This window comes from Persicitalea sp. (genome assembly GCF_041751555.1).
Taxonomy (GTDB): domain Bacteria; phylum Bacteroidota; class Bacteroidia; order Cytophagales; family Spirosomataceae; genus Persicitalea.
Map to the genome: position 1 here is coordinate 1 of NZ_JBGSXF010000082.1, position 9,309 is coordinate 9,309.

The 9,309-nt window shown below is 48.7% G+C and carries 7 protein-coding genes; 3 read left to right on the forward strand and 4 right to left on the reverse strand.

Translation table 11 applies throughout. The features are described from left to right. Both ACEW8P_RS02695 and ACEW8P_RS02700 read right to left on the reverse strand, forming a co-directional pair. The coding region (locus tag ACEW8P_RS02695; protein WP_373511572.1) for a ParA family protein at positions 1-480 on the reverse strand (480 nt) is incomplete at its 3' end. Positions 481-645: 165 nt separating this feature from the next. Beyond that, the gene (locus ACEW8P_RS02700) at positions 646-1,665 is read right to left on the reverse strand and encodes an SPASM domain-containing protein (protein WP_373511573.1); all 1,020 of its coding nucleotides are present in this window, start codon (positions 1,663-1,665) and stop codon (positions 646-648) included. Between the two features lie 195 nt (positions 1,666-1,860). On the opposite strand from ACEW8P_RS02700, the gene ACEW8P_RS02705 reads away from it, so the two are divergent. Beyond that, the gene (locus ACEW8P_RS02705; protein ID WP_373511574.1) at positions 1,861-2,982 is read left to right on the forward strand and encodes an NAD(P)/FAD-dependent oxidoreductase; all 1,122 of its coding nucleotides are present in this window, start codon (positions 1,861-1,863) and stop codon (positions 2,980-2,982) included. 82 nt (positions 2,983-3,064) lie between these two features. On the opposite strand, the gene ACEW8P_RS02710 is transcribed toward ACEW8P_RS02705, so the two are convergent. Then, positions 3,065-3,523 (reverse strand): Lrp/AsnC family transcriptional regulator, encoded by a 459-nt coding sequence (locus ACEW8P_RS02710; protein WP_373511575.1) that lies wholly within the window; start codon positions 3,521-3,523, stop codon positions 3,065-3,067. A 189-nt stretch (positions 3,524-3,712) separates the two neighbouring features. On the opposite strand from ACEW8P_RS02710, the gene ald reads away from it, so the two are divergent. Beyond that, on the forward strand, positions 3,713-4,846 hold the full coding sequence (ald, locus tag ACEW8P_RS02715; RefSeq protein ID WP_373511576.1) for an alanine dehydrogenase: 1,134 nt from the start codon (positions 3,713-3,715) through the stop codon (positions 4,844-4,846). A gap of 540 nt (positions 4,847-5,386) precedes the next feature. Then, positions 5,387-7,636: a DEAD/DEAH box helicase gene (locus tag ACEW8P_RS02720; RefSeq protein ID WP_373511577.1), complete on the forward strand. Its 2,250-nt coding sequence runs from the start codon at positions 5,387-5,389 to the stop codon at positions 7,634-7,636. A 155-nt stretch (positions 7,637-7,791) separates the two neighbouring features. Here the strand turns inward: ACEW8P_RS02720 and ACEW8P_RS02725 are convergent, their stop codons facing one another. Continuing rightward, positions 7,792-9,192 carry a hypothetical protein gene (locus ACEW8P_RS02725; protein ID WP_373511578.1) on the reverse strand — a complete coding sequence of 467 codons (1,401 nt, stop codon included), beginning with the start codon at positions 9,190-9,192 and terminating at the stop codon, positions 7,792-7,794. Positions 9,193-9,309: the final 117 nt, after the last annotated feature.

Genomic DNA, 9,309 nt, shown 5'->3' on the forward strand with positions numbered 1-9,309 from the left:
TTTGCCCAGCCCTTCCAAAGCAAAGTACTCGCACTGCACCGGAATGATGACCGAATCGGCAGCCGTCAGGCAGTTGATTGTAATCAATCCTAGAGAAGGCGAACAATCAATTATCAGAAAGTCGTAATCGTCGCGAATGCCTTCCAGAGCATCCTTCATCCGGTCTTCCCGGTTTTTAATGTTTATCATCTCGATTTCTGCGCCTACCAGGTCAATGTGAGAAGGCAGCAAATCGAGGTTCGGGAAGTCGGTCTGGATCAGGATGTCGCGGGTGCGTATTCCCTCGACCATACACTCGTAAATACTGTACTCTATTTCCTTGGGATTAAAGCCTAAGCCCGAGGTGGAGTTGGCCTGCGGGTCGGCGTCTACGATCAATGTTCTAAATTCAAGGGCCGCCAAACTGGCTGCCAGATTTATGGCCGTGGTGGTTTTGCCGACGCCCCCTTTCTGATTGGCAATTGCAATTACTTTACCCATTGTCTGTATTAGTTACCTGCCCCCAAATTTCCGCTATTCCCTACTAATAGCCAAGAAATGTTCCACGGAGTTTTCAGCCCATAATGTTAGGTCTTGTCTGATAAGGGCTTAACTGAGGATATTTTTTGGTATGAAATATTTATTCAATAAATCTCTTGAAATGTTTCACGCCCACACTTTGGTGCCTTCCGTGCAGTTTTTGCACATCTCGATTTCGGAGCGAGATCGTATGAGTGTCTGGCGAAATTCATGGTAGGATTCGCCCCGCCAAAGTTCGCGAAAGGTCTGGAGTTTCATGTCGCCCAGGCGGTGATGGGCGTCCTTATCGAAGCAGCACGGAACTACCAACCCATCCCAAGTAATAACGCAGGAATGCCACATCTTCCAGCAGTGATCCACAAGTTCGTTTTTGATAGAATAGCGGTCACCCGTTTTTTCGTAACGAGAGTACTTATCGATGGTCGGCATAAGATCAGAACCATGTTCGTAATCATAAATTTGCGCCGTTTTTAAACCTACCTCGTCCACGCCCATTTCCTTGGCCAGTTTCTGCACTTCGGCAATCTGGTGCTCGTTGGGCTTTACCACCAAAAACTGAAAAATCACGTGCGGCGTACTCGACTTGAGTTCCTTCTTCCACTTGATAATATTCCGCGTACCTTCCAGCACTTTTTCCAATTTACCGCCAACGCGGTACTGCTGGTACGTCTCTTGCGAAGTACCATCGATGGAGATAATCAGGCGATCCAGACCGGATTCAACGGTCTGACGGGCTTTCTCATCATTCAGGAAGTGGGCGTTGGTGGAAGTGGCGGTGTAGATTCCCTTGTCGTGGGCATACTTTACCAGTTCAATGAATGAGGGATGCAAATAGGGTTCCCCCTGGAAGTAGAAAATTAGATAGAGTAGCGTGTCAGCTAGTTCGTCGATGGTTTTTTTGTAGAGTGCGTCTTCCATCATGCCCGTCGGTCGCGTAAAGGACCGCAGTCCGCTGGGGCATTCGGGACAGCGGAGGTTACAGGAGGTAGTCGGCTCGAAGCTGATGGCGATAGGCATACCGTGATGGGTAGCTTTACCAGTAGCTTTGGAATAAAAATAGCTGCCCAGGACCTTAATAGCATTCCAGGCTTTCTTAGGCGTCACTTTGGCGAGAAGATTGAGACCGTCATTATAGTTCTTGTTCATGCTGCTATCATGTGGGCGCTAACCGCTCCGGCGACCCGGCGTGGAGTGCGCAGATTGTACCGCCACCCGAATTTTCGTGGAAACCACAGAGTTGATTTTGCGCAAAGGTCGCGAAAGTGTGGCTGCGATGTTTGAACAAACGAAAGAAGTTTTGAATTCTATGGGAAGGCAATTATCTGAACAGCTCGAATTGATATGAAATATCCGGTTGTAATCATTGGTGGAGGATTGGCTGGATTGGTGAGCAGTATCGAGCTGGCACGAGCCGGGATCAAGGTTTTGCTCATTGAAAGAAAGGCTTACCCGTTTCACAAAGTTTGCGGAGAATACATTTCTAACGAGGTGCGGCCCTATCTTGAACACCTGGGCTTGAATCTCGACGGACTGGGAAGCGCAAAAATAATCCGTTTCCGTTTCACTTCGCCCAAAGGTTCCGCCCTGGAAACGCCATTGGACATGGGTGGTTTTGGCATAAGCCGCTACACGTTAGATCAAGCGCTTTACGAATTGGCGAGAAAAGCGGGCGTGGATTTTCAGTTGAATACATCCGTGCAGAATGTCGTTTGGCAGAATGGCCATTTCGGAATCGAAACGTCTAACCTTGAGCAGGTCGAAGCAGAAATTGTGATTGGTGCCTATGGCAAACGCACTCGCCTGGATAAGCAGTTTGACCGCGACTTCATGAAAATGGAATCGCCTTATGTCGGAGTTAAGTACCACATCAAGGGAAATTTTGCCAAAGACCTAATTTCTCTGCACAATTTCAAGAACGGCTACTGCGGTATGTCAGCCATTGAAAACGAAAAGTTCTGCCTCTGCTATCTCACTGAGAGATCGAACCTGAGAGAAGCTGGCAGTATTCAAGAAATGGAAAGCAATGTTTTGAGCCGGAACCCGCATTTGCAAGAAATTTTCAGTAATGCCGAATTTCTCTATGACAAGCCGGAGGTGATCAACGAGATCTCCTTTGCCCCCAAGGATGCCGTAGAAAACCACATTCTTATGGCAGGCGACAGCGCCGGACTGATCACGCCGCTCTGCGGCAATGGCATGGCGATGGCGATTCGAGCAGGAAACATGGTAGCGCGGGAAGTAGGGGAATATTATTCAGGTCATCATTCCCGAGAAGTTCTTGAACAATCCTACGCAAAAGCCTGGCAGAATGAATTTGCGCTACGGCTGAAAGTGGGGCGCAATGTGCAGCGGTTCTTTGGTCGAGAGGTACTTTCAGAAATGGCTTTAGGCTTTTTCAAAATGACGCCGCCACTATTGAGTATGGTGATTAAGGCGACGCACGGGAAGAAAATGGAGGCTTGATAGCCCCTCACCCCAATCGATAGTCGAGCGCGGTAGTTGTACGTTTAAATAAAGCAAATCGTGACGGAAGCGAGAATAACACTTAGATCGGAATCTGCGTAGTACTCTTGACCTCCGACATCACAAAGAAACTACTGATATGCAACACGCTTTTCAACACCGATAGATTTTGCTGGTAGAACGTATTGTAGGCTTCTACATCGTCGGCAACTACTTTTAGTAAGTAATCAAAAGTACCCGACACGACGCTGCATTCCATTACTTCGGGTAATTGCGACACGGCAGCGTTAAATTCCTCGAAGCTTTCCTTCCGCTGTTTGTCCAGTGTCACGTTGCAGTACACGACCAGCGATTTGCCAAGCTTCTTGCGGTTTAGCAACGCTACGTACCTTTCGATGTAGCCCGCCCGTTCCAGCTTACGAATCCTGTCATGCACGGGGGTAACCGAAAGGTTCACCGCCGCCGCGATTTCCTTCGTTGTCTGCTGTGAATTAACCTGCAACTTTTTCAAAATGTGCAGATCAGTCGGGTCAATCGCCATCGGCAGAATATTTTTTTGAATTTAGAATTTAGTAGGCAAAATAGACGAATAAATTTCTGATGATAAAGCATCTATCAGTTTTGTTTTCTGGAAACTCAAATACCAAAAGATTAAATTACTGAGAAAGGTACTTTTGTTCAGCAATTAAAGGCCTCATAATTCATATCTTCAATCTCACTGTCTCAAAAAATGATCATCGGCGTACCTAGTGAAATTAAAAACAACGAAAACCGCGTAGCCGTCACCCCGGCGGGCGTCACCGAATTTCGTCGGCACGGACATACCTTATATATTCAGAAGGACGCCGGCAAAGGCAGTGGATTTTCTAATGAAGAGTACTTGGAGGCAGGAGCGGAATTACTGGACACGATCGAAGAGATATATTCTGTCGCCGAGATGATTGTCAAAGTCAAAGAGCCGATTGCGCAGGAATACCCCCTAATCAAGGAAAACCAGCTTCTTTTCACCTACTTCCACTTCGCCTCTTCCAAAGAACTCACCCACGCCATGATAGAGCGGAAGGCGGTTTGCCTGGCTTATGAGACCGTGGAACGCGCTGACCGTAGTCTTCCGCTACTGATACCAATGAGCGAAGTAGCCGGACGGATGGCCATTCAGGAAGGGGCAAAGTACCTTGAGAAGCCGATGGGCGGACGCGGCATACTGCTGGGAGGAGTAGCCGGGGTAAAACCGGCCGACGTACTGGTACTTGGTGGTGGCATAGTGGGTACTGAAGCTGCAAAAATGGCTGCCGGACTCGGAGCGCACGTCACCATCATGGATGTCAGTCTGCCACGCCTGCGCTACCTGGAAGACATCATGCCTGCCAACGTGGACACCGTCATGTCGAATGAGTACAACATCCGCCGCCATATCCAGCATTCCGACATCATTATCGGCGGCGTATTGATCCCTGGGGCCAAGGCCCCTTCTTTGATTACCAAGGCAATGTTAACTATGATGCGCCCTGGCACAGTGATGGTCGATGTAGCAATCGATCAGGGTGGTTGCTTCGAGACGTCTCACGCTACTACCCACCAGGATCCAACTTATGTAGTTGATGAAGTTGTCCATTATTGCGTGGCCAATATGCCGGGTGCCGTTCCTTATACTTCTACCCTCGCTCTAACCAATTCTACCCTTCCTTACGCGCTGCAATTGGCGAATTTGGGTTGGCAGTTGGCTTGTACGAAAAGTGAAGAATTGAGGAAAGGTTTGAACATCGTCAATGGAAAGATAGTCTATAGGGGGGTGTCCGATGCCTTCGATTTGCCTTACGTCGATGCCCATGAAGTATTGGATTCGTACAGTTCAGCGGATTAATAAATTTTGCAAAAAACATAGCCAGGCGGCTTCCAGAGTTGATTTGGAAGCCGCCTTTTTTCATGAGTTCTAAAAAAATTGCAATTATTTTCAATAAAAGAATTTTTTATTGAAAAAGAATCCTTACTTTTGCGTCATAATTGAACGAACATCCGTTCACTTCTCTGCTTCAGTCCGGGTCAGGCACCAGAATTTGCCGCCAACCGCCAAGTATAAGGTTGGTACTTCCGATAAAGTCTTGCAGAGCCACACGGATGTATTGTGTGGGCTTTGCGCAAAATCCCTTTTGTTAGTTAAGTAGTACGCTCTGAGCGTTTCGGCATGTCCGAACGTGCAGGTATTGTTCTATGGGTTGTTTTTTTCGAGTTTCGGAGAGGCAAGCGTTAGAATTATTTGTTCAGTCGTTTAGGTTTTGAGCTATTTGGACTTCCCTTTAAACAGCTAGCTGATAGATATTTGTGTCCCAGCTAAACACATCACCGCCTAAACAACTAAACCAACATCCCAATTTTTAGATAAAAAAGAAAACAACAAGTAATAATGGAATCAATAGAAAATGAAGAAGTTCTGGTTGTCGATGCGAACGTATCAGATGATCAGATTGTAACGGAAAAGAAACCAAAAGCTAAGAAGAAAGTAGCGGTGGTAGCTAAATCCGAAGAGGTAAAACCAGCTGAAACGGAGACTGTTGCAGAGAAAAAGAAGCCGAAGTCTAAGAAGGCAGTAGTAGCTGAGACTGAGCAAACGGAAACGCCCGTTGAGGAACAGATCGTGTCGGAAGTAAAGAAACCAAAGTCTAAGAAAGCTGTCCCAGCCGAGGTGGAGGTGGTAGATATGTCGGCGGCGGACGAAATCGTAGCTGCGGTGAAGCAACCCAAGGCTAAGAAAAAAGTGGTAGCAGAGGTTCAGGAAGAAGAAATCGAAGAGGCGCAGCCTGAAAACGAATTCGATGCTGAAGATGAGGCCGACGACGAAATGTTGGAAGAAGCCCCAAAGTCGGGTTTCGCTGCATTAGGATTATCTGAAGACATCATGCGGGCCGTGGAGGAAATGGGTTTTACAACTCCCTCCCCTATTCAGGCTGAGGCCATTCCGCCTGTGATGGAAGGTTATGACGTGATCGGACAGGCCCAGACGGGTACGGGCAAAACTGCCGCCTTTGGCATTCCTGCTTTGGAAATGATCGATGCCCGCAGCAACGCTGTCCAGGTACTGGTACTTTGCCCCACCCGTGAATTGGCGGTGCAGGTATCACAAGAGATCGGTCGTCTGGCTAAGTACAAACGTGGCGTCCGCATCGAGGCTATTTACGGTGGAGATTCCATCGAGCGTCAGATTCGCTCTTTGAAGAAGGGCGTGCAGATCGTGGTTGGTACACCGGGCCGCGTGATGGACCACATGCAACGCCGGACGCTGGATTTCAGCGAAGTGCGCATGATGGTGCTGGACGAGGCCGACGAAATGCTTGACATGGGCTTCCGCGAGGACATCGAGAGCATTTTGGTAGATATGCCTGAGGACAAGCAGACGATTCTGTTCTCGGCCACGATGTCGAAGCCAATCCTGAGCATTACGAAGCGCTTTCTGGATGATCCTGTTATGGTCAAGGTGGTTCGAAACGAGCTGACTAACGATAACATCGAGCAGCTTTGCTACGAAGTTAAACCACAGGGCAAACTGGAAGTTATGACGCGCCTGATCGATATGTACAACATCAATTCTCTGCTGGTATTCTGTAATACCAAGCGTAAGGTAGATGAAATTGTGGAGCAATTGCAAACCAGGGGCTACGCTGCCGAAGGCATACACGGCGACCTCCGTCAGCAGCAGCGTACCAACGTAATGAACAAGTTCAAAGCGGGCGTTAGTACGATCTTAGTTGGCACTGACGTTGCCGCTCGCGGTATCGACGTGACCGGATTGGACGCTGTAATCAACTACGACATACCGCTGGACGAGGAGTACTACGTTCACCGCATTGGCCGGACGGGCCGCGCTGGGCTTGCAGGAAAAGCATTCTCGCTGGTTGCCCGCGACGAGCGAAACCGAATTCGCCAAATTGAGAATTTCACAAAAGTGAAGATCGAAAAAGGTGTGATTCCTTCTTACGAGGACATCGTTGGTGTTCGCAAAGCGCGCTTCGTAGAAACTATGGCTGAGGCCATTCGTCAGAACGATGAGAAGAGCGAGAAGCTGTATGACGACGTGCTGGAGCAACTGCATCATAGCGGCTTCTCAACTGAACAAATCGTAGCCGCCATGACGCAGCAACTGTTGGGCGTCGAGAAAAACGAATATGCCGACGCCAACCTGGCTTGGGAAGAGCGACGCTCCGACCGTGATCGGGGTGACCGCGGTGACCGTAGTGGACGGGACCGTGATCGCGGCGACCGGGGTGGACGTTTCGGACGGGATCGCGGTGACCGCGGCTCTCGCTTCGAAAGCCGCGATAATGATCGTGGTGGCCGCTTTGGACGTGATCGAGGAGATCGCTCCGGCGGCCGGGACGACCGCGCCCCTCGCCGTGAGAAAGGCGCACCCGGCCCCGTGGAAGAAGGAATGTCAAGATTGTACTTCAACGTCGGTCATCAGGATCGCATCGCTCCCCGTGACTTCGTGGGTGCTATTGCTGGCGAGTCCGGCATCGCAGGCCGGGATATCGGCGCGATCGAAATCTACGACAACTACACTTATGTGGACGTCCCTGAGCGTGATTCACGCGTAGTGATTCGCGCTATGGATGGCAATACGATCAAAGGCAACCGTGTACAGGTAGACATAGCAAAGTAAGATGGCGATAGCCATCAAGTTTGCGCTTGAATTGAGAGAAGTACTTGATAGCAAATAACAGAAAGGGCGTCCGAATTTCGGACGCCCTTTCTGTTGAAAACTGAGTGGAGAAACTCCTCTGAATACGAAAGTCGTAGATCAGTAAAGCACAAGCCCTACTCGTAGAAATATCCAAAAATAATTCCCATTTCGTCTTCGCTAAGCAGGCCGAAACGGATAGTTTTGTTGGTCGTATTGTTGTAATAAATCTCCGAAGTGAGCCCTTCGCCCGCTTTAAGTTGGATAGGCATTGGGAAATTCTTGATTAGCGGGTGTTCCCAATCAGTACTTTCATAAACTACCTCACCATCGCGAGCCCCGCCTTTGATTTTTATCACAAACTTTTCGCCAAGTTCATGGGTGTGGGACGTAAGCATTAGCACTGTGGTGGGCTTCTTAAAGGTAAACGATTTGGTAGCTACCGTTTTCTGACCAGGCGGCAACACAAAATCTTGATTCCCCAGATTTAGCGCTTGTACTACATGTTTTACCTGGGATTTGGGCAAAGTGTAAAGATTCACGTGTACCTCCCCCGTTTCGGGCTTTGCGGATTTGTTAACATAGTGCGAATTCATGTCGAAAGACGTACCAGCGGGCAACAGGAGCGCAGTTCCTTCTGGCAAAGAGTAATCGTACACCTGAGTCTGGGTACCCGCCCAAAACACGTGATTGGACATCGAGAGTAACGTCAGGAAGTTGGTAGTACCATCAGGGTTTCGAATGTCGCGCATAGTATTCAGCGGCGGCATCACACCTTTATTATTGAAATCATACAAAATGAAATGGTGGCTGCCGGGCCGCATAAGTACTTGCACCCGGTTGACGTACTGCTCTTCCGTATTGCCCACAATCTGCCGGGAAAACATCTCTCGCTCGAAATTAGGGGCAACGGTGAACGGTCCTAGTTTCATTTGAAAGCCCTCTCCCACGGCGGGCGGCTTCAACCCATCAAAAATGGCAACGTAGCTGGGTGTCCTGTCATTAAGAAGCGTGGTATCTACCACATTTCCCTTTTCTGGCGAACCCGCTTCAATCCAACGACGCACAAACTCAATCTGGCCAACGCTTAGCGGCGTACCGCCTAATGGCATTGGCAGACCGTATTGTTTGCCACCGTGGTGGCTTGCGTCCCAATGCAGTTTGTGGTAAAGTAGACTTTCGTTGGAATTAAAGGGTTTTACACGCTTCATTCCTTCTGCCTTAGCCTCAGGCTGGCGCGAAAGAATGTTAATAAGGTTGGCGTAAGATTTCCCCTTAGCCAGTACTAAGCCGTGTTGCTTAAAATCATTGTCCTGTTCGGAGGAATGGCAACCCGCCGTGGCGCAAGTGGGCGTAAAAATGCGATCCTGAATCAGATCGTACGACGAGAGTTCAGTCGTTACCATCGCTTTCTCTGTCTCTTTACAACTTGGCAGAACCAGCAAACTACCTACCAGCAAAAGCGCTCCAAGCTTCCAGTACTTCATATCATAGGGTACTTTCGTGAATTTCAACAAGTTGATAACGTGAATTCGCATGTAAAATTAGTCATAGTCTTAACACGAAATCTTCTTTGGCTTGCTCTTTTCTAAAAAACGCCAAGCCGATCCAGAAAAAGTCAATCGTTACTGTCACTTCTGGATGGGCTTTGATTT

What these genes read in the sequence shown, in the direction of transcription:
- ACEW8P_RS02720 (WP_373511577.1), top strand. Translation starts at nt 5,387, where the DNA reads ATGGAATCAATAGAAAATGAAGAAGTTCTGGTTGTCGATGCGAACGTA.
- ald (WP_373511576.1), top strand. Translation starts at nt 3,713, where the DNA reads ATGATCATCGGCGTACCTAGTGAAATTAAAAACAACGAAAACCGCGTA.
- ACEW8P_RS02700 (WP_373511573.1), bottom strand. Translation starts at nt 1,665, where the DNA reads ATGAACAAGAACTATAATGACGGTCTCAATCTTCTCGCCAAAGTGACG.
- ACEW8P_RS02710 (WP_373511575.1), bottom strand. Translation starts at nt 3,523, where the DNA reads ATGGCGATTGACCCGACTGATCTGCACATTTTGAAAAAGTTGCAGGTT.
- ACEW8P_RS02725 (WP_373511578.1), bottom strand. Translation starts at nt 9,192, where the DNA reads ATGCGAATTCACGTTATCAACTTGTTGAAATTCACGAAAGTACCCTAT.
- ACEW8P_RS02705 (WP_373511574.1), top strand. Translation starts at nt 1,861, where the DNA reads ATGAAATATCCGGTTGTAATCATTGGTGGAGGATTGGCTGGATTGGTG.